This window comes from Streptomyces sp. NPDC048604 (assembly GCF_043199435.1).
In the GTDB taxonomy this organism is placed as follows: Bacteria; Actinomycetota; Actinomycetes; order Streptomycetales; family Streptomycetaceae; genus Streptomyces.
This window is the reverse complement of the sequence record NZ_JBICVX010000004.1, coordinates 350,478-369,029: the sequence shown is the minus strand read 5'-3', so window position 1 is coordinate 369,029 and position 18,552 is coordinate 350,478. Positions and strand designations below refer to the sequence as shown.

Here is an 18,552-nt window from a genome sequence, read left to right as displayed (position 1 = left end):
CGTCCTCCTTGACGTTCTGAGCTCAAGATGTGGACGGATTGTAGGGAGCGGAACCCGATCAAAACAGGGCGCCGCAAATCTCATCGGGCCCTACCTGCACTTCCCCATCAAAAGTAGTAATGGGGCTGAAGCATTGACGCGTGATCGAAGAACAGGAGAAATGAAAAAAGGCCCTGCCGGAGCAGGGCCTCTTTTCATCTCGGATCTTCAGTTTTCCGATCTTCGATTCTCTGATCTTCAGTTCTCGGATCGGGTCAGGGCATGGTCGCGTCAGGGCATGGCGATCGCCGGGTTCGTCGGCCAGCTCATCCGGATGACCCCGCCGTGCTCGCCTGCGCGCACCTCGACGTCGTCGACGAGCCCGCTGATCACGGCGAGACCCATCGAGTCCTCGCCATCGGCGTCGTCGAACTCCTCCGCCGGTGCGGAGCCCCGGGCCCCGGGCACCCCCGCCGCGTCAGCGGCGGCGACACCCGCGCCCGGCACCTCGTCGCCGACCTCGATGGAGAACGACTTCTCCTCCTCGGTCAGCACCACGCGGATCGGAGCGGGCACACCGTTGCTCCGGTGCAGCCCGACGGCGCGCGAGCACGCCTCGCCGACGGCGAGCCTGACCTCGTCGAGGACCGCCTCGTCGACCCCTGCCCGGCGCGCCACCGCGGCCGCCACCAGACGGGCGGTGCGGACGTGCTCGGGCTGGGCGCTGAAGCGGAGTTCAACGGTGGCCATGCAGAGTCCCCCTCGGGCGACGTCAGTCGGTGGCGTTGACGGCCTCGTCGACCGAGGTGTGGATCGGGAACACCTTGGTCAGGCCGGTGATCCGGAAGATCTTGAGAATGCGCTCCTGGTTGCAGACGAGACGCAGCGAGCCCTCATGGGCGCGCACACGCTTCAGGCCGCCCACGAGCACGCCGAGACCGGTGGAGTCGAGGAAGTCCACGCCCTCCATGTCGACGACCAGGTGGTAGCTGCCGTCGTTCACCAACTCGACCAACTGCTCGCGCAGCTTGGGCGCGGTATACACATCAATCTCGCCGCCGACCTCGACGACCGTACGGTCGCCGGTGGGTCCAGGCACGGTTCGAGTCGACAGGGACAGGTCCACGGATCCTCCAGCACCTTGCTATCGAGCGGTCGCCCCTCAGGGCTCCCCGGCGGAGCCAGGGGACAGATCGCCAGCCGCGATGGCATTCAATCACTTACCGGCAGCCATGCACGACGCCTTGGAAGCATTGTCCGTCAAGCCAGTGACACACTCGGTGCCGATGGCCAGGAATCACCGCCCCAGCAGGCCCGCGGAGAGCGGGGGCAGCCGCCCCTCTCCCCGTGTGGTCCTCGACCGGCTCACCGCTACGGAGAGTCGGGCCGCGCGCATCACTCATACGGAGCACTTGCCCCCCAGAGCGGGTCGTCATGCAGTCTGGCCGCACCGCATCCGGCCGGAAGTGATCCGGGCCGTCCAGGACGCCGGGATCGAGCATCCCTGGGCCCACCAGGCAGAGGCCGCCGAGCTCGCCCTCGACGGCTCGTCGGTGGTGATCGCCACCGGCACCGCCTCCGGCAAGTCCCTGGCCTATCTCACACCCGTCCTGTCCACCCTGCTGGACGGCTCCGAGGCCGCGAACGGCCGCGGGGCCACCGCGCTCTACCTCGCCCCCACCAAGGCCCTCGCGGCCGACCAGCGCCGCTCCGTACGGCAGCTGGCCGCCCCGCTCGGCAACCGGATCCGGCCCGCCGTCTACGACGGCGACACGCCGGTCGAGGAGCGCGAATGGGTCCGGCAGTACGCGAACTACGTGCTGACCAACCCCGACATGCTGCACCGGGGCATCCTGCCCTCCCACGCCAAGTGGTCCTCCTTCCTGCGCGCGCTGCGCTACGTCGTGATCGACGAGTGCCACACCTACCGGGGTGTCTTCGGCTCGCACGTCGCCCAGGTACTGCGCCGGCTGCGCCGTGTCTGCGCCCGGTACGGCGCCGACCCCGTCTTCCTGCTCGCCTCCGCCACCGCCGCCGAGCCGGCCCTCGCCGCCGGCCGGCTGACCGGACTGCCGGTGGCCGAGGTCGCCGACGACGCCTCGCCCCGCGGCGAACTGGTCTTCGCCCTGTGGGAGCCGCCGCTCACCGAGCTGCACGGCGAGCACGGCGCCCCCGTCCGCCGCACCGCCACCGCCGAGACCGCCGACCTCCTCACCGACCTGACCGTGCAGGGCGTCCGCACGGTCGCCTTCGTCCGTTCCCGGCGGGGCGCGGAACTGATCTCCGTGATCGCCCAGGAACGCCTCGCCGAGGTCGACCGCTCCCTGGCCCGCCGGGTCGCCGCCTACCGCGGCGGCTACCTCCCCGAGGAGCGCCGCGCCCTGGAGCAGGCACTGCACTCCGGCGAGCTCCTGGGACTGGCCGCCACCACCGCCCTGGAGCTGGGCATCGACGTCTCCGGTCTGGACGCCGTGGTCATCTCCGGCTACCCCGGCACCCGGGCCTCCCTGTGGCAGCAGGCCGGCCGGGCGGGCCGCTCCGGCGAGGGCGCCCTCGCCGTCCTGGTGGCCCGCGACGACCCCCTGGACACCTATCTCGTCCACCACCCGGAGGCCCTGTTCCGGCGGCCGGTCGAGTCGACCGTCCTGGACCCCGACAACCCCTACGTCCTCGCCCCCCATCTGTGCGCCGCGGCCGCCGAGCTGCCGCTCACCGAGGCCGACCTGTCCCTGTTCGGACCCGCCGCGCCCGGGCTGATGCCGCAGCTGGAGGCCGCGGGCCTGCTGCGCCGGCGCACCGGCGGCTGGTACTGGACCCGGCGCGAGCGGGCCGCCGACCTCACCGACATCCGGGGCGGCGGCGGCAACCCGGTCCGGATCGTCGAGGCGGGCACCGGCCGGCTGCTCGGCACCGTCGACGAGGCCGCCTCGCACGCCGCCGTCCACGACGGGGCCGTCCACCTCCACCAGGGCCGTACGTACCTGGTGACGGAACTGGACCTGAAGGAGTCCGTCGCCCTGGTCGAACAGGCGAACCCGCCGTACTCCACGGTCGCCCGGGACACCACCTCCATCTCCGTGCTCGAGACCGACGTCGAGATCCCCTGGGGCGCCGGCCGGCTCTGCTACGGCTCCGTCGAGGTCACCAACCAGGTCGTCTCCTTCCTGCGCCGCCGTCTGATCACCGGCGAGGTGCTCGGCGAGACCAAGCTCGACCTGCCGCCCCGCACCCTGCGCACCCGGGCCGTGTGGTGGACGGTCACCGAGGACCAGCTGGACGCCGCCCGGATCACCCCCGAGATCCTCGGCGGCGCCCTGCACGCCGCCGAGCACGCCTCCATCGGCATGCTGCCGCTGTTCGCCACCTGCGACCGCTGGGACATCGGCGGGGTCTCCGTCCCGCTCCACCCGGACACCCTGCTGCCGACGGTCTTCGTGTACGACGGCCATCCGGGTGGTGCGGGCTTCGCCGAGCGGGCCTTCCACACCGCCCGCGCCTGGCTGGCCGCCACCCGCGAGGCCATCGCGTCCTGCGAGTGCGAGGCCGGCTGCCCCTCCTGCATCCAGTCCCCCAAGTGCGGCAACGGCAACGACCCCCTCCACAAGCGAGGCGCCGTCCGCCTCCTCACGGAACTGCTGCGGGGCGCTCCGGAAGCTTCCACGCCGGAGGACCCGCGGCTGGAGGGCCCGGAACGGGGAAGCCCAGGCCGGGCCCCGGAGCCGCCGTCGGTGGGCCCGCCCGGGACCTGACCTCCGGCGCGTACGGCCCTGAGCGCGCCCGCGCCGTCACGTCGGCGATGTCGCCGTCCACGGCGCAGGCCACGACCTCCGCGTCCTGCCCGGCGGCCACCCGGGCCGCGGCGGCGCAGGCGTCCGCCTCGCCCCACAGCGCCCGGTCCGCGGCGGCCAGCGCCGCCAGGTCGGCGGCCCCGCCCGCCCGGTGCCGGGCGGCGACCGCCTGCCCGAGCAGCAGCACCACCCCGAACACCGCGCACAGCGCGCAGGCCGCGAACGCCGTCCACACGGTCGCCAGCCCCCGGTCGTCCCTCACGGCTCCGCCCCCACGGTGTCCTCCGCGAGCGCCGCGGCCTCGGCGCTGAGGGTGAGCCCCAGTCCGCCGGGGCCGGGCGCGGGCGCCCGGACGGTCACCCGCCACAGCTCGCCGGCGCGGACGATCGAGACCGCGGCCCCTTCGGGCGCCGCGGCCCTCGCCACGGCCTCCGCCGTCGCCGTCGGCTCGGACCGGGCGGCGGCCCTCGCCCCGGCCCGTGCCGCGTCCACGCACTGGATCTGCGCGGCGGCCGCGCCCAGCGCCCAGAGCAGGGCGGCGGCGAAGGCCACGAGCGCGGGCAGCGCCGTCGCCGCCTCGGCGGTCACCGAGCCCCGGTCACGCGTACCGGTGCCACGGGTCGCGGCACCACGGGTGTCAGAACTGCGCATCGAGCGCTTTCCCGATCACACCTTCGAGCGCCTTCGAGACCGCCCCGCTCGTGACGATCTTGTAGAGCACCGTCCCGAACATCGCCGCCGCGATGGTGCCCATCGCGTACTCCGCCGTCGTCATGCCCCGGTCCCGCTGCCGCCGGAGCGCCTCCAGCCGGCTCCGCGACCACTTCCAGTTCCGCCAGTTCACGCCAACCCCCTTGTGTTGCCGATGTCTTGCCGATGCCTTGTCTTCATGTAGTCGTGCGCGGTCAGCCGCGCAGGAGCCCGGTCAGCAGCCCGATGACCACCGGGGCCACGCCCAGCGCAAGGAAGGCGGGCAGGAAGCAGAGCCCGACCGGCGCGGTGATCAGCACCTGAGCCCGTTGGGCCCGCGTCTCGGCCTCCCGGGCACCCGCATCCCGCAGCCCGGACGCCAGCCGCGAGACCGCGTCCGCGGCGGGCGCCCCTGAGGACCCGGCCCGCTCCAGGCAGCGGGCGAGGCCCTCGGCGCCGGGTATCGCGCCGAACCTCCGCCACACCTCGGCCGGTTCGCCGCCGAGTCTCAGCTCGGCTGCCGTCCGCAGCAGCGCCGCGCCCACCGGTCCGTCGAGTGAGCGTCCGACCGCCTCGGCCGCCTGCCCCGGCCCCGCGCCGGCGGAGACGCAGGCCGCCAGGAGGTCCGCCGCGAGCGGCAGTTGCCGCACAGCGGCCCGCTCCCTGTCCGCCGGCGCCCGGCGCGCACGCCAGCGCAGCGCTCCGTACCCGGCAGCGATCCCCAGCAGGCACCCGGCGACCCCGCCGATCACCGCCCAGCAGACGAGCAGCGCGCCGAGGGGGACGAGCCAGGGCCGCAGCCGCTCCGGGCAGCCCGGCCGCCACCCGCGGCCCCGCCCGTACTCGACCGCGAGCAGTTCCGTGATCCGCCGCCGGATCCGCCGTTCGCTTCGCCGTCGCGCCACCGCCGACACGGCCCACAGCAGCCCGCCCAGCACGGCGGCCACCGTCCCCAGCCTGTGGAGGAACTCGGCCGGCCATCCGGTCATGCCGCCTCCCCCTTGCGCACGATCCAAGTGGCCCATCGCAGCCCCGCGCCCTGCAGCAGCGCCCCGATCACCAGGCAGGCCAGTCCGGCAGGCGTGTGCAGCAGGACCCGCAGCGGGTTCGCGCCCATCGCCGTCCCCAGCAGCAGCCCCACCACCGGGAGCGCCGCGAGCACCGCTACCGTGGCCCACGTCCCGGCCAGTTGGGCGCGCAGCCGCTCTCTGCCGTCCCGCGCACCGCGCAGCGCGCCCTCCAGCCGGTCGACCCCCGACGCCAGGCCCGCGCCGCCGTCCACCGCGACCTGCCAGCACGCCGCGAGACCGGCCAGTCCCTCCGCACCGTCCCGGCGCGCGGCCCGCCGCAGCGCCTCGGCCACGTCCCCGCCGAACCGGGCCGCGGCCAGGACCTCCGCCTCGTCCGGGCCCAGCCCCCGGGTCGACGCGGCCGCGAAGCAGAGCGCCGGTCCGGGCTGCCGACCCGCGCGCAGTTCGCCCGCGAGCGTCCCGCACAGGGCGACCACCGCGTCCTGCCGCGCCTCGTGCTCCTTCCTGAGCCGCGAGGCGCGCAGCCTCCGCCTCACCAGCGGCACCGCGAGGGCCCCGGCGGCCAGCGGCAGCGGCGACCCACCGAGCAGTGCCAGCACGCCCGCCGCCACCAGGCACAACCACTCCGGCCGCGCCCGCAGCGCAGCCCGCCGCCGCACCGCGCTCCCCGGCAGCCACAGCGCTCCGTGCGGCGGCACGCCCTCGACACCGCCGCCCGCGAGCACCAGCCGTGCCCGGCGCAGCCCACGCCTCCGCCCGTCCACGACGAGCCACGCCGCCACCACCGCGCACCCGAGCGCGGCGCTCATGGCCGGCGCCGGCGCTCCCGTCAGCACGGCGCACCTCCTCCGGCCAGCGACCGCAGCCGCTCCCAGCCGCGTTCGCACACGAAGCCGTCCGCACCCCAGCTCAGCGCGGGCACGGTCAGCACCAGTCCGGCCGGGTCCCGTTCCAGTACGTGCACCTCGGCGATCCGCCGCCGGCCCTCCCGGTCCCTGACGAGGTGGAGGACGACGGACAGCGCCGCGCCCAACTGGCTGTGCAGTGCGGCCCGGTCGAGCCCGGCCGCCGTCCCGAGCGCCTCCAGCCGGGCGGGCACGTCCGCGGCGGTGTTCGCGTGCACCGTCCCGCAGCCGCTGTGTCCCGTGTTCAGGGCGGCGAGCAGGTCCACCGCCTCGCCGCCGCGGACCTCGCCGACCACGAGACGGTCCGGGCGCATCCGCAGCGCCTGCCGTACGAGATCCCGCAGGGTGACCAGTCCGGCCCCCTCCTGGTTGGCGGGCCGGGCCTCCAGCCGGACGACATGCGGGTGGTCGGGCCGCAGTTCGGCCGAGTCCTCGGCCAGGACGATCCGTTCGCGCGGGCCGACCAGGCCGAGCAGCGCGGCCAGCAGCGTCGTCTTGCCCGAGCCCGTACCGCCGCTGATCAGGAACGAGACGCGTCCCTCGATCAGAGCGCGCAGCACGCGCTCGCCGCCGGGCGGCACCGTGCCCGCCGCGGCGAGCTCGCCGAGGGTGAACGCCCGGGGCCGCACCACCCGCAGGGACAGGCAGGCCGAGCCGACCGCGACCGGCGGCAGCACCGCGTGCATCCGCGTGCCGTCCGGGAGCCGCGCGTCCACCCAGGGCCGTGCGTCGTCCAGCCGGCGCCCGGCCACCGCGGCGAGCCGCTGGGCCAGTCGGCGCACCGCCTCGGCGTCGGGGAACACGACGTCGGCCGGTTCCAGCCCGGAGCCCCGGTCCACCCACACCGCGTCCGGCGCGGACACCAGCACGTCGGTCACCGAGGGGTCGGCCAGCAGCGGCTCCAGCGGCCCGGTGCCGACCAGTTCGCAGCGCAGTTCCTCGGCCGCGCCGAGCACTTCCGCGTCGCCCAGCAGCCGGCCCTGCGCCCGCAGGGCGGCCGCCACCCGCGCCGGGGTCGGCTCGGCGCCGCTCTCCGCGAGTCGCCGTCGCACCGCGTCCAGCAGCCGTGCCCCGCTCTGCGGCCCCAGGACCGCGGGGGCGTTCATGACGCGCCGTCCGGGACGAGGGCCTGCTCCCAGAACGCCGTACAGAACCGGGCCAGCGGGCCGCGGGCCGCCGCCCCCGGCGGCAGTCCGGCGTCCTGCGCCGCCGACAGTCCGGGATCCAGGGGGAGTTCACCGGCCAGCGGCAGCCGCAGCGCGTCCGCGACCCACAGCGCGTCGAGCCCGGCGGCGTACGGACCGCGGACGACCGCGCGCAGGTCCCGCAGCACCATGCCGACCAGCGAGGCGACCCGGCTCGCCGCCGCGGCCGCACGCAGCTCGCCGGGGACGACGAGCAGCCCGACGTCGAGCTGGGCCAGCGCCTCCGTCGCCGCCGCGTCGACCCGGCGCGGCAGGTCCACGACGACCACGCCGCCGCGCCTGCGCGCGGCCGCGAGGACGGACCGCATCGCGTCGGGCGGCACGACCACCGAGTCACCGCGGTCCCAGCTCAGCACCCGCAGCCCGCGCACCGCGGGCAGCGACTCCTCCAGCGCCCCGCCGGCCACCCGGCCCTTCGAGGCCGCGAAGTCCGGCCAGCGCCGGCCCTCGGCGCGCTCCCCGCCGAGCAGCACGTCCAGGCCTCCGCCGAGCGGGTCGCCGTCGACGAGCAGCGTGCGCCGCCCGGCGCGGGCGGAAGCCAGCGCCAGGGAGCAGGCCAGCGTGGACGCGCCGGCTCCGCCTCTGCCGCCGATCACCCCGACGGTCAGGGCCTGCCGACCGACGCCCTCGGCGACGTCGGCGATCCGGTCGACCAGCCAGCCCTCGCCGTCCGGGAGCCGCAGCACGCCGTCCGCGCCGATCTCCACCGCCCGCCGCCACACGTCGGGGTGGGCCTGCTCGCGGCCGACCAGCAGGACGCCGGGCCGCCGCACGGCTCCCCGGCAGCGCGCCGCCGCGTCGTCGCCGACCAGGACGAGCGGCGCGTCATCCCAGCTCGGGCGGTGCTCCGGCACCGTGTGATGCACCTCGGGCTCGGCGCCCGCGGCGGCGCACAGCCGCAGCAGGTCGTCGAGGAGCGCCAGGTCCTCGGTCACGATCAGCGGTCCGGCCCGCCGTCCCTCGCCGGCCCGCGCCCGCTCGGCGGTGATGGATCCGGTCATCGTCCACGCCCTCTCCCCCGTGATCCCTTCCGCGCTTCTGCCGCGCGGGGCGAGATCCGTGATTCCTGTCGTCCGCGAACTTCGCGGCAGGAATCACGGTGGACCGATCCCGGAAATAGAGTGGATCTTGCTCAAAAGCTGTGGATAACTCGCCAGTTGTGAATATCCGCGCCGCCCAAACAGGCGACTTCCGGAGCGCAGTGCTACGACTACGCTGAGTGATGCAAGCGGAACTGCGGACCGTCGCCGACGCGCGGCGGAGGGGAGGGCGTCATGAGCGGATGCGAGACCGGAAAACACGTCCGGACATGCGACGACCCCCGCCGGGGGGGAGAGCGGGGGTCGTCTCTCCGGCCGACTCGGGGGGGGAGGAGCCGGACCGGGTTAGCACGGTCGCGAACGATCCGTGACTTCCATGGTGTACCCGAGAGCCTTCTCAGGCAAACCCACGCGCCTGAGCGTACGCCGAATGGCTGCACCTATGCTCGGGCTCGTGGAAAACCACTCGTTGCCGCGCACAGCCGCCTTCTTTGACCTGGACAAGACGGTCATTGCGAAGTCGTCGACGCTGACCTTCAGCAAGTCCTTCTACCAAGGCGGACTGATCAACCGCCGCGCCGTCCTGCGGACGGCCTACATCCAGTTCGTCTTCCTCGTGGGCGGCGCCGACCACGATCAGATGGAGCGGATGCGCCAGTATCTGTCGGCGCTCTGCAAGGGCTGGAACGTCGCGCAGGTCAAGGAGCTCGTCGCCGAGACCCTGCATGACCTGATCGACCCGATCATCTACGACGAGGCCGCCTCCCTCATCGAGGAGCACCACGCCGCCGGCCGGGACGTGGTGATCGTCTCGACCTCCGGCGCCGAGGTGGTGGAACCCATCGGCGAGATGCTCGGCGCCGACCGGGTCGTCGCCACCCGGATGGTCGTCGGCGACGACGGCTGCTTCACCGGGGAGGTGGAGTACTACGCCTACGGCCCTACCAAGGCGGAGGCGGTCCGGGAGCTGGCGGAGTCGGAGGGGTACGACCTCTCGCGCTGCTACGCGTACAGCGACTCGGCGACCGATGTCCCGATGCTGGAGGCCGTCGGCCACCCGTACGCCGTCAATCCGGACCGGGCCCTGCGCCGCGAGGCGACCGCCCGGGACTGGCCGATCCTCGTCTTCAACCGGCCCGTCCGGCTCAAGCAGCGGCTCCCCGAGTTCAAGATGCCGCCGCGCCCCACGCTGGTGGCTGCGGCAGCCGTCGGAGCGGCCGTCGCCACGGCGGGACTGGTCTGGTACGCCAGCAGGAAACGCCAGGCCAATCGCGCGTGACGCTTTGTCTAGTTTTGAGACCAATGGCAAAGAAGTGCAGCTTAGGGGTTCCGCTTCCCATATAAGCGAGGTACAAAGGAATCAGGCCCGCGAGACCTGGGACATCCGAGAGGATCACCTGTTGAGCATGAAAGGCCCCACGGACCTGAGCACAGAAGCTTGGCACCCACGCGACGTCGACCCGTCGATTACGGGCCAGCCGCACCAGGCGTAGGGCAAAGTCCCCGCCTGATGGGCACATATCGAGGACGCTTGGTAACTGGGCAGATGTGCCAGCGGCGGTACCGAAGGCTGGTACCGCCGCAACCCGTTTCCGGGGTGATTCAGGCCGCGCCGCGCTGCAGCGCTTCACAGACCGCCGTCGACTCCCGGACCCCCAGCTCGACCGAGCGCCCGCAGTGCGCGATCCACGCCGCCATACCCTCCGCGGTCCCGGAGAGATAGCCCTCGAAGGCTGCCAGATAGGCATCCGCGCCCTGCTCCGCGTGCCCGACCTCCGCCGGGCAGATCGCCTTCGGGTCCAGACCGCTGCCGATCAGCACGATCCGCTCCGCCGTCCGCGCGATCAGGCCGTTGTACGAGGTGAAGGGCCGCAGGGCCAGCAGTTCGCCGTGCACCACGGCCGCTGCCACCAGCGCCGGGGCGTCACCGCCCGCGATGATCAGGCGCGCGAGCCCGTCCAGCCGGCCCTCGACCTCGGCGGCGTCCGGCAGCGGGGCCTCGATCAGCGGCTCGTCGACCGCCTCGCCGTCCCGGCGCGGGCGGCCGGTCGAGTCGGTCGGCTCACCGGAGGCGACGAGGTGCAGCCGGGCCAGGACCCGCAGTGGCGACTGACGCCAGATGGACAGCAGCTGACCGGCCTCGGAGCCCAGGCGCAGCGCCGCGCCGACGACCCTGGCCTCCGGGTCGCCGCCGAAGTCGGTACGCCGGCGGACCTCCTCCAGCGCCCAGTCGGCGCCGGACAGCGCGGCCGAGCCGCGCGCCCCGCGCAACGCAGCCTCCCCGGTGATCTCGGTGCTGCGGCGCCGCATGATGCGGTGCCCGTAGACCCGGTCGACGGCCTTGCGTACGGAGTCCACCGAGTCGGCGACGCCCGGCAGGGAGCCGAGGGCGGCCAGGGGGTCAGAGGCGTGCGTACTCATAAGTAGCGAGGCTACGCGCCCCGGGGCCGCACCCCACCTTGGAGTGGTCTTCTTCACGCACATCGACCACCTCCAGCGATCGACCGACTACGGTAGGTGAACATGAAGATCGCTTTCGTAGGGAAGGGCGGCAGCGGGAAGACGACGCTGTCCTCGCTCTTCATCCGTCATCTCGCCGCGAACGAGGCGCCGGTCGTGGCGGTGGACGCGGACATCAACCAGCACCTCGGCGCCGCGCTCGGGCTCGACGAGGCGGAGGCGGCCGCGCTGCCCGCGATGGGCGCGCAGCTGCCGCTGATCAAGGAGTACCTGCGGGGCGAGAACCCGCGGATCGCCTCCGCCGACACGATGATCAAGACGACCCCGCCGGGCCGGGGCTCGCGGCTGCTGCGGGTCCACGAGGACAACCCGGTCTACGACGCGTGCGCGCGGCCGGTGCGGCTCGACGACGCCGAGATCCGGCTGATGGCGACGGGCCCGTTCACCGAGTCGGACCTCGGGGTGGCCTGCTACCACTCGAAGGTCGGCGCGGTGGAGCTGTGCCTGAACCATCTGGTGGACGGGCCGGACGAGTACGTCGTGGTCGACATGACGGCCGGCTCGGACTCCTTCGCGTCCGGCATGTTCACCCGCTTCGACATGACGTTCCTGGTCGCCGAGCCGACCCGCAAGGGCGTCTCCGTGTACCGCCAGTACAAGGAGTACGCACGGGACTTCGGCGTGGCCCTGAAGGTCGTCGGCAACAAGGTCCAGGGGCCGGACGACCTGGACTTCCTGCGCGACGAGGTCGGCGACGACCTGCTGGTGACCGTCGGCCACTCGAACTGGGTGCGCGCGATGGAGAAGGGCCGGCCGACCCGGTTCGAACTCCTGGAGGCGGACAACCGGATGGCGCTGCAGGCCCTGCAGAACGCGGCGGACGACTCGTACGCCGAGCGCGACTGGGAGCGCTACACCCGCCAGATGGTCCACTTCCACCTGAAGAACGCCGAGAGCTGGGGCAACGCCAAAACCGGGGCCGACCTGGCAGCGCAGGTCGACCCCGGGTTCGTGCTCGGCGAGCAACTCGCGGTACCGCAGCCCAGCTGACGGCGCCACGGCCGACGGACGGAGTCCGGCGCAGCACGCCGAAGCCCGGGAGGCGCCCCCGGCGCCGAGCGGTGCGAGGGGCGCGGGAAAAGCACAGCCCGGGGCCGACCTGGCGGCGCAGGTCGACCCCGGGTTCGTGCTTGGCGAGCAGCTCGCGCTCGGTGAGAGGGTCAGCGCTCGTCAGCCCGCTTAGGGGCCTTGGCCGGGTTTCCGGGCGGGCCCGCGGGGGCGGCGGCGAGGAAGGACTGCCAGCCGCCCTGCGGGGCCTGACCGACCTTCAGGGTGCGGAGCTTGTCCAGGACCTGCGGGTCCTGGGCGTCCAGCCAGTCGGCGAGCTGGCGGAACGAGACGCAGTGGACCTCCCGCTTCACGCAGACGGTCGAGATCGTCTCCTCGATGGCGCGCATGTACGTGCCGCCGTTCCAGGACTCGAAGTGGTTGCCGATGATCAGCGGGGCGCGGTTGCCGTCGTAGGCGCGGTCGAAGGCCTGCACCAGGCCGTCACGCATCTGGTTTCCCCAGTACTGGTGCATCGAGCGGGAGCCCTGCGTGGTCGTGCCGGACTGGTTGACCATGAAGTTGTAGTCCATGGACAGCGTCTCGAAGGCCCGGCCGGGCACCGGGACGAGCTGCATCGACAGGTCCCACAGGCCCTGGTCCTTCTTGGGCCAGACCTGGTTGTTGACGCCGCTGGTGTCGTAACGGAAACCGAGCTGGCTCGCCGCCTGGACGAAGTTCTTCCGTCCCTCCAGGCAGGGGGTGCGCGCGCCGACCAGTTCCTTGTCGTAGTCGAACGGCAGCGGCTGCTCGGCGCTCAGGCCGGCGTTGGTCCGCCAGTTCTTCACGAAGGACTTGGCCTGGGCGATCTCGCTCTTCCAGTCCTCCACCGACCAGTTGCCGACGCCGCTCTCCGGACCGCAGAAGTGGCCGTTGAAGTGGGTGCCGACCTCGTTGCCCTCCTGCCAGGCCCCGCGCAGCTCGCGGACGGTGTCGCGGATGCCCTCGGTGTCGTTGAAGCCGATGTCGGAGCGTCCGGCGGCGTGCTGCGGGGGCTTGTAGAGCTCCGACTTCCCCTCGGGCAGCAGGTAGACCCCGCTGAGGAAGTACGTCATCGTCGCGTTGTACTTCTTGCCCACGGTCCGGAAGTGGGAGAACAGCTTCTGGCTGTCCTCGCCGGCGCCGTCCCAGGAGAAGACCACGAACTGCGGCGGCTTCTCGCCGGGCTTGAGGCGCTTCCAGGCCGGCTGGTTCGGCTGGACGCCGGTATACGCGGTGGAGCCGTCGCCGATGAGCCGCACCGGACTCTTCTTGGGCGCCGCGCCCGGGGCGCCCTTCTCGACGGCCTGTCCGCCCGTTCCGGTCTTCGCCGGCGCGGCGCCGTCGGAGCCGGAGCAGCCGGCGAGTCCGGCGACCAGCGCCGCGGCAACCGCACCGGCGGCGAGCGTTCTCCTGCGGAGCGTGTTCCTTGTCCCGGCGGCTGTCATCGCCCACCTCTCCTCGGTCCGTGGTAGCGGCGTCAACGTCGCACCACGGCCGCCGGAACGATGAAACGACAAGCGGCAGAAAGCCCGGCAACCACCGGAACGGGTGAATCATTGCCCTATTTGCCCCGAAAATCATGCCGCAGTCTTTACTCTGCATTACGATCCGTTTACTGAGCGTTGATATTCGCTCGAACAGGCCCGCCGCCCGGAACGAGGAAGACGGGACTCCATGACCCTCTGCTCACCGAACCGCACGACGACCCGACCCCGCTCGCAGCGCCCGCACAGTCCGCCGGGCGGCCAAAGCCGTTTCCGCATCGCCGGCGCCGACCTCTCCGCGTCCGTCACCGTCTTCCTGATCGCGCTGCCGCTCTCGCTCGGCATCGCCCTCGCCACCGGCGCGCCGCTCCAGGCCGGCCTGGTGGCCGCCGCCGTCGGCGGCATCGTCGCCGGACGCCTCGGCGGCTCCCCCCTCCAGGTCAGCGGCCCCGCCGCCGGACTGACCGTCGTCACCGCCGAGCTGATCCAGCAGTACGGCTGGCGCACCACCTGCGCGATCACCGTGCTGGCCGGACTCGCCCAACTCGCCCTGGCAGCCGTCCGCGTCGCCCGCTCGGCGCTCGCCGTCTCCCCCGCCATCGTGCACGGCATGCTGGCCGGCATCGGCGTCACCATCGCCCTCGCCCAGCTCCACATCGTCCTCGGCGGGACGCCGCAGAGCTCCGCCGTCGACAACGTGCTCGGACTGCCCGCCCAGCTGGCCGGCACGCACCCCGCCGCGCTGTCGGTCAGCGTGCTCACCATCGCCGTCCTGCTGCTCTGGCCCAGACTCCCCGGCCGGACCGGGACGTACGCGAGAAAGCTCCCCGCGGCGCTCGCGGCCGTGGCCGCCGCCACGGTGCTCGCCGCGCTCGCCGGCCTCGGCGTTCCCCGGGTCGACCTCGAGTCCTGGCGCAGCCACGCCCTGCCCGGACTGCCCGAGGGGCCGGTGCTCGGCCTGATCGCCGCCGTGCTCACGATCACGCTGGTCACCAGCGTCCAGTCGCTGCTCTCGGCCGTCGCCGTCGACAAGCTGGTGACGGCCCGCCCCGACCACGGCCACGGCGTGCCGCGCTCCCGCCTCGACCGCGAACTCGCCGGACAGGGCGCGGCCAACATCGTCTCCGGAGCCCTCGGCGGCCTGCCGGTCGCGGGTGTCGCCGTCAGAAGCGTCGCCAATGTCGCGGCGGGCGCGGTCAGCCGCCACTCCACGATGCTGCACGGCGTGTGGGTCGTGGCGGCGGCGTTGCTCCTCGCGCCCGTGCTGGGCCTGATCCCGCTGCCGGCGCTCGCCGCCCTGGTGATGGTCGTCGGCGTCCAGATGGTCAGCATCACCCACATCCGCACGGTCACCCGGCACCGCGAAGTGCTCGTCTACGCCGTGACGTTGAGCGGCACGGTCGTGATCGGCGTCCTGGAGGGCGTGGCCCTCGGCATCGCCGTCGCCGTCGCCGTCGCGCTGCACCGCCTCACCCGCACCCGGATCACCCACGAGGAGCTGGGCAAGGCCCACCTGGTCCGCGTCCGCGGTCAGTTGACCTTCCTCGCCGTGCCCCGGCTCAGCCGGACGCTGCACCAACTGCCGCCGGGCGGCCATGTGGTGGTGGAGCTGGACGGCTCGTTCATGGACCACGCGGCGTACGAGTCGCTGAGCGAGTGGCAGGCCACGTACATCCGGCACGGCGGCACGGTCGAGACGACCGGACCGGCCGGCGGACGGATCACCGAGCCGGCCTCCGAGGCGCACACCTGCTGCCGCCCCTGGACGCCCTGGCGCAACCACCACTGCGGCGAGCAGCCGCCGACTGACGGCAGACCGCCCACCACCGGGCACCAACTGGCCAGCGGGATCGGCAAGTTCCAGCGCAACACCGCCCCGCTCGTACGGGACGAGCTCGCCCGGCTCGCCCGTGAGGGCCAGCGTCCCTCCCAGCTCTTCCTCACCTGCGCCGACTCCCGCCTGGTCACGAGCATGATCACGTCCAGCGGCCCCGGCGACCTGTTCACCGTGCGCAACGTCGGCAATCTGGTGCCACTGCCCGGCGCGGAGAGCGGGGACGACTCGGTCGCGGCGGCCATCGAATACGCCGTGGACGTGCTCCGCGTCGAGTCGATCACGGTGTGCGGGCATTCCGGCTGCGGCGCCATGCAGGCCCTGCTCTCCGCCGGGCCGGACGCCCCCCAGACGCCGCTGCGCCGCTGGCTGCGGCACGGGCTGCCGAGCCTGGAGCGGATGGCGAGCCGACGCCACGCCCAGGCGCGGATCTCCGGCAGACACGCCGCCGACGCGGTGGAGCAGCTGTGCCTGACCAACGTGGTCCAGCAACTGGAGCATCTGAAGGCGTACGAGCCGGTGGCGCGGCGCATCGCCGAGGGCACGCTGCAACTGCACGGCATGTACTTCCACGTCGGCGAGGCCCAGGCGTACCTGCTGACGGAGTCGACCGAACCGGCCGAACCGGTCAGCCCGGCCGAACCGACACCCGCCGAAGCACCCCGCCACGGTGACGTCTTCGCCCTCGTCCCGCCCTCCTCCCTGGAGAGAGCGGGGGCCTGACGGCCCTGACCTGCGCTTTTCCGCGCGTCCTGAACCATTCCGCGCCAGGGTCCGTGAGACGGTGTGGCCCCCTCTCCCCACCGCCCGGGGAGCCGGGGCCACCCGTACCACGCCCAGTCCACTCACAGGTCTAAACCAATTCCCGGGAGGCTCTTGTCACCCGGGCATCTGGCTGATGAGCTATGGCCTGGGACACAGAGGCACATAGGACGCCCTGGGAAAGGGAGATGTCGTGAGCAACGAAAGCCTGGCCAACCTACTCAAGGAAGAGCGGCGGTTCGCGCCGCCGACCGAGCTGGCCGCGCACGCCAACGTGACGGCGGCAGCGTACGAGCAGGCCGCTGCGGACAGGCTTGGCTTCTGGGCCGAGCAGGCGAGGCGGCTCACCTGGGCCACCGAGCCGACCGAGACCCTCGACTGGACCAACCCCCCGTTCGCGAAGTGGTTCGCCGACGGGCAGCTCAACGTCGCGTACAACTGCGTCGACCGGCATGTCGAGGCCGGGAACGGGGAGCGGATCGCCCTCCACTTCGAGGGCGAGCCCGGCGACAGCCGCGCCATCACCTACGCCGAGCTGAAGGACGAGGTCTCCAAGGCCGCCAACGCCCTCACCGAACTCGGCGTCACCAAGGGCGACCGTGTCGCCGTCTACCTGCCGATGATCCCCGAGGCCGTCGTCTCGATGCTGGCCTGCGCCCGCATCGGCGCCACGCACTCCGTGGTCTTCGGCGGCTTCTCCGCCGACGCCATCGCCACCCGCATCGAGGACGCCGACGCCAAGCTGGTCATCACCGCCGACGGCGGCTACCGCCGCGGCAAGCCCTCCGCGCTCAAGCCGGCCGTGGACGAGGCCCTCTCCCGGGTCGACCGCGTGAACAAGGTGCTCGTCGTCCGCCGCACCGGCCAGGACGTCGCCTGGACCGAGGGCCGCGACGTGTGGTGGGACGACATCGTCGCCCGCCAGTCCACGGAGCACACCCCGGAGGCCTTCGACGCGGAGCACCCGCTCTTCATCCTCTACACCTCCGGCACCACCGGGAAGCCGAAGGGCATCCTGCACACCTCCGGCGGCTATCTGACGCAGGCGGCCTACACCCACCACGCCGTCTTCGACCTCAAGCCGGAGACCGACGTCTACTGGTGCACCGCCGACATCGGCTGGGTGACCGGCCACTCGTACATCACGTACGGACCGCTGGCCAACGGCGCGACCCAGGTCATGTACGAGGGCACCCCGGACACCCCGCACCAGGGCCGGTTCTGGGAGATCGTGCAGAAGTACGGCGTCACGATCCTCTACACCGCGCCGACCGCGATCCGCACGTTCATGAAGTGGGGCGACGACATCCCCGCGAAGTTCGACCTGTCCAGCCTGCGTGTGCTGGGCTCGGTCGGCGAGCCGATCAACCCCGAGGCCTGGGTCTGGTACCGCGAGCACATCGGCGGCAACCGGACGCCGATCGTCGACACCTGGTGGCAGACCGAGACCGGCGCGATGATGATCTCGCCGCTGCCGGGCGTCACCGAGACCAAGCCGGGCTCCGCCCAGCGTCCGCTGCCGGGCATCTCCGCCACCGTCGTCGACGACGAGGCGAACGAGGTGCCGAACGGCGGCGGCGGTTACCTGGTGCTGACCGAGCCGTGGCCGTCGATGCTCCGCACCATCTGGGGTGACGACCAGCGCTTCCTCGACACGTACTGGTCGCGCTTCGAGGGCAAGTACTTCGCCGGCGACGGTGCGAAGAAGGACGAGGACGGCGACATCTGGCTGCTCGGCCGGGTCGACGACGTCATGCTCGTCTCCGGGCACAACATCTCGACCACCGAGGTCGAGTCCGCCCTGGTCTCCCACCCGGCGGTCGCCGAGGCGGCGGTCGTCGGCGCGGCCGACGAGACGACCGGTCAGGCCATCGTGGCCTTCGTGATCCTGCGCGGCACCGCCAGCGAGAACGAGGACCTGGTCGCCGAGCTGCGCAACCACGTCGGCACGACGCTCGGCCCGATCGCCAAGCCCAAGCGCGTCCTTCCGGTCGCGGAGCTGCCGAAGACCCGCTCCGGCAAGATCATGCGCCGCCTGCTGCGGGACGTCGCGGAGAACCGCGAGCTCGGCGACGTCACGACGCTGACGGACTCCTCGGTCATGGACCTCATCCAGACCAAGCTGCCGGCAGCGCCCAGCGAGGACTGACCGAAGCGACGACACAGACAGCGGCGGCCCCCCCCCCCCCCCCCCGGGGGGGGGCCGGGGCGGTGTTGCCCCAAAAAAAAAAAAAACCCCCCGGGGCCCCCCCCCCCGGGGGGTGGGGTGAAAACCGGGCCCCCAC

At 72.9% G+C, this 18,552-nt stretch carries 15 protein-coding genes and 1 pseudogene; 5 read left to right on the top strand and 11 right to left on the bottom strand.

The genetic code is table 11. The features are described 5' to 3' along the window. Nucleotides 1-270 precede the first annotated feature (270 nt). Together ACGFMM_RS11075 and bldG are read right to left on the bottom strand one after the other, a co-directional pair. On the bottom strand, nt 271-729 hold the full coding sequence (locus tag ACGFMM_RS11075; protein ID WP_393645299.1) for an ATP-binding protein: 459 nt from the start codon (nt 727-729) through the stop codon (nt 271-273). 22 nt (nt 730-751) lie between these two features. Continuing rightward, on the bottom strand, nt 752-1,105 hold the full coding sequence (gene bldG / locus ACGFMM_RS11070) for an anti-sigma factor antagonist BldG (protein WP_393645297.1): 354 nt from the start codon (nt 1,103-1,105) through the stop codon (nt 752-754). 79 nt (nt 1,106-1,184) lie between these two features. On the opposite strand from bldG, the gene ACGFMM_RS11065 reads away from it, so the two are divergent. Further along, nucleotides 1,185-3,728, top strand: a complete 2,544-nt coding sequence (locus ACGFMM_RS11065) for a DEAD/DEAH box helicase (RefSeq protein ID WP_393645295.1) — start codon at nt 1,185-1,187, stop codon at nt 3,726-3,728. A 40-nt stretch (nt 3,729-3,768) separates the two neighbouring features. Here ACGFMM_RS11065 and ACGFMM_RS11060 read toward each other — a convergent pair. The 7 genes and pseudogenes from ACGFMM_RS11060 to ssd form a co-directional block, all read right to left on the bottom strand. Then, nucleotides 3,769-3,966, bottom strand: a pseudogene (locus ACGFMM_RS11060) (Rv3654c family TadE-like protein); the annotation flags it as partial. Nucleotides 3,967-4,025: 59 nt separating this feature from the next. Continuing rightward, nucleotides 4,026-4,418 (bottom strand): TadE family type IV pilus minor pilin, encoded by a 393-nt coding sequence (locus tag ACGFMM_RS11055; protein ID WP_393645293.1) that lies wholly within the window; start codon nt 4,416-4,418, stop codon nt 4,026-4,028. Next, nucleotides 4,405-4,611, bottom strand: a complete 207-nt coding sequence (locus ACGFMM_RS11050; RefSeq protein ID WP_393645291.1) for a DUF4244 domain-containing protein — start codon at nt 4,609-4,611, stop codon at nt 4,405-4,407. The genes ACGFMM_RS11055 and ACGFMM_RS11050 overlap by 14 nt, the downstream gene beginning before the upstream one ends. 61 nt (nt 4,612-4,672) lie before the next feature. Next, nucleotides 4,673-5,446 carry a type II secretion system F family protein gene (locus ACGFMM_RS11045; RefSeq protein ID WP_393645289.1) on the bottom strand — a complete coding sequence of 258 codons (774 nt, stop codon included), beginning with the start codon at nt 5,444-5,446 and terminating at the stop codon, nt 4,673-4,675. Then, on the bottom strand, nt 5,443-6,297 hold the full coding sequence (locus ACGFMM_RS11040) for a type II secretion system F family protein (RefSeq protein ID WP_393645525.1): 855 nt from the start codon (nt 6,295-6,297) through the stop codon (nt 5,443-5,445). Before ACGFMM_RS11040 ends, ACGFMM_RS11045 begins: the two co-directional genes overlap by 4 nt. A gap of 20 nt (nt 6,298-6,317) precedes the next feature. Further along, on the bottom strand, nt 6,318-7,499 hold the full coding sequence (locus ACGFMM_RS11035) for a TadA family conjugal transfer-associated ATPase (protein ID WP_393645287.1): 1,182 nt from the start codon (nt 7,497-7,499) through the stop codon (nt 6,318-6,320). After that, nucleotides 7,496-8,599, bottom strand: coding sequence for a septum site-determining protein Ssd (gene ssd / locus ACGFMM_RS11030; protein ID WP_393645285.1), 1,104 nt, complete (start codon nt 8,597-8,599; stop codon nt 7,496-7,498). The genes ACGFMM_RS11035 and ssd overlap by 4 nt, the downstream gene beginning before the upstream one ends. Nucleotides 8,600-9,080: 481 nt before the next feature. On the opposite strand from ssd, the gene ACGFMM_RS11025 reads away from it, so the two are divergent. Further along, nucleotides 9,081-9,917, top strand: coding sequence for an HAD family hydrolase (locus tag ACGFMM_RS11025; RefSeq protein ID WP_393645523.1), 837 nt, complete (start codon nt 9,081-9,083; stop codon nt 9,915-9,917). Between the two features lie 323 nt (nt 9,918-10,240). On the opposite strand, the gene ACGFMM_RS11020 is transcribed toward ACGFMM_RS11025, so the two are convergent. Next, complete coding sequence (locus ACGFMM_RS11020) at nt 10,241-11,059, bottom strand: oxidoreductase (protein ID WP_393645283.1); 819 nt, start codon at nt 11,057-11,059, stop codon at nt 10,241-10,243. 102 nt (nt 11,060-11,161) lie between these two features. Between ACGFMM_RS11020 and ACGFMM_RS11015 the strand changes: the two genes are divergently transcribed. Then, entirely contained in the window at nt 11,162-12,148 is a 987-nt protein-coding gene (locus ACGFMM_RS11015; protein WP_393645281.1) for an ATP-binding protein, read from the top strand. Between the two features lie 170 nt (nt 12,149-12,318). Here the strand turns inward: ACGFMM_RS11015 and ACGFMM_RS11010 are convergent, their stop codons facing one another. After that, nucleotides 12,319-13,632, bottom strand: a complete 1,314-nt coding sequence (locus ACGFMM_RS11010) for a hypothetical protein (protein ID WP_393645279.1) — start codon at nt 13,630-13,632, stop codon at nt 12,319-12,321. 229 nt (nt 13,633-13,861) lie between these two features. Between ACGFMM_RS11010 and ACGFMM_RS11005 the strand changes: the two genes are divergently transcribed. Together ACGFMM_RS11005 and acs are read left to right on the top strand one after the other, a co-directional pair. Continuing rightward, nucleotides 13,862-16,228, top strand: coding sequence for a SulP family inorganic anion transporter (locus ACGFMM_RS11005; protein ID WP_393645277.1), 2,367 nt, complete (start codon nt 13,862-13,864; stop codon nt 16,226-16,228). Nucleotides 16,229-16,460: 232 nt separating this feature from the next. Continuing rightward, nucleotides 16,461-18,416, top strand: a complete 1,956-nt coding sequence (gene acs / locus ACGFMM_RS11000) for an acetate--CoA ligase (protein WP_393645275.1) — start codon at nt 16,461-16,463, stop codon at nt 18,414-18,416. The last annotated feature ends 136 nt before the right edge of the window (nt 18,417-18,552 follow it).

What these genes read in the sequence shown, in the direction of transcription:
- ssd (WP_393645285.1), bottom strand. Translation starts at nt 8,599, where the DNA reads ATGACCGGATCCATCACCGCCGAGCGGGCGCGGGCCGGCGAGGGACGG.
- ACGFMM_RS11040 (WP_393645525.1), bottom strand. Translation starts at nt 6,297, where the DNA reads ATGAGCGCCGCGCTCGGGTGCGCGGTGGTGGCGGCGTGGCTCGTCGTG.
- ACGFMM_RS11005 (WP_393645277.1), top strand. Translation starts at nt 13,862, where the DNA reads ATGACCCTCTGCTCACCGAACCGCACGACGACCCGACCCCGCTCGCAG.
- ACGFMM_RS11045 (WP_393645289.1), bottom strand. Translation starts at nt 5,446, where the DNA reads ATGACCGGATGGCCGGCCGAGTTCCTCCACAGGCTGGGGACGGTGGCC.
- ACGFMM_RS11010 (WP_393645279.1), bottom strand. Translation starts at nt 13,632, where the DNA reads ATGACAGCCGCCGGGACAAGGAACACGCTCCGCAGGAGAACGCTCGCC.
- ACGFMM_RS11025 (WP_393645523.1), top strand. Translation starts at nt 9,081, where the DNA reads ATGCTCGGGCTCGTGGAAAACCACTCGTTGCCGCGCACAGCCGCCTTC.
- ACGFMM_RS11055 (WP_393645293.1), bottom strand. Translation starts at nt 4,418, where the DNA reads ATGCGCAGTTCTGACACCCGTGGTGCCGCGACCCGTGGCACCGGTACG.
- ACGFMM_RS11075 (WP_393645299.1), bottom strand. Translation starts at nt 729, where the DNA reads ATGGCCACCGTTGAACTCCGCTTCAGCGCCCAGCCCGAGCACGTCCGC.
- ACGFMM_RS11065 (WP_393645295.1), top strand. Translation starts at nt 1,185, where the DNA reads ATGGCATTCAATCACTTACCGGCAGCCATGCACGACGCCTTGGAAGCA.
- ACGFMM_RS11020 (WP_393645283.1), bottom strand. Translation starts at nt 11,059, where the DNA reads ATGAGTACGCACGCCTCTGACCCCCTGGCCGCCCTCGGCTCCCTGCCG.
- ACGFMM_RS11015 (WP_393645281.1), top strand. Translation starts at nt 11,162, where the DNA reads ATGAAGATCGCTTTCGTAGGGAAGGGCGGCAGCGGGAAGACGACGCTG.
- ACGFMM_RS11035 (WP_393645287.1), bottom strand. Translation starts at nt 7,499, where the DNA reads ATGAACGCCCCCGCGGTCCTGGGGCCGCAGAGCGGGGCACGGCTGCTG.